Source organism: Pseudomonas sp. SIMBA_067, from assembly GCF_046534675.1.
Taxonomy (GTDB): Bacteria; Pseudomonadota; Gammaproteobacteria; order Pseudomonadales; family Pseudomonadaceae; genus Aquipseudomonas; species Aquipseudomonas putida.
This window is the reverse complement of sequence record NZ_JAWRYH010000102.1, coordinates 1-369: the sequence shown is the minus strand read 5'-3', so window position 1 is coordinate 369 and position 369 is coordinate 1. Positions and strand designations below refer to the sequence as shown.

Here is a 369-nt window from a genome sequence, read left to right as displayed (position 1 = left end):
GACTTCGTCGGTGGTGTCGGTGACATCCACTTTCGCAGCGCCGCCCAACTCCAGGTTCTCGAAGGTCGCACCGGTAGTGTCTACCGCCGACTTGATGCCAACACTGATTTCACCGGCGTCGTTGTAGACGTCGTCGCCCTGCGCATCGTGGGTGTACGGCGTGCTGGTTTCGCCCGCCTTGATGGTGACCTGGGCATTGTTGCTGAGGGTCACGACCAGGTCGTGGTCCAGCGGTTGGTTGACGTGCACGGTGAACGTCGGTTTGACGTTCTCGGCGACCGAAGTCTGGTCGGCCGTGATGGTGACCTTGACCAGGTCGCCTTCGTTGTTGCCGCCTGGGTTGCCCGGAGTGCCTGGCTCGTCAGTGAC

General features: G+C 62.1%; 1 protein-coding gene. It reads right to left on the bottom strand.

Annotated features, from left to right (window positions below; translation table 11 throughout):
- Positions 1 to 369, bottom strand: a 369-nt coding sequence (locus tag SB765_RS28270) for an immunoglobulin-like domain-containing protein (protein WP_410932306.1), incomplete at both ends; no start/stop codon positions are given.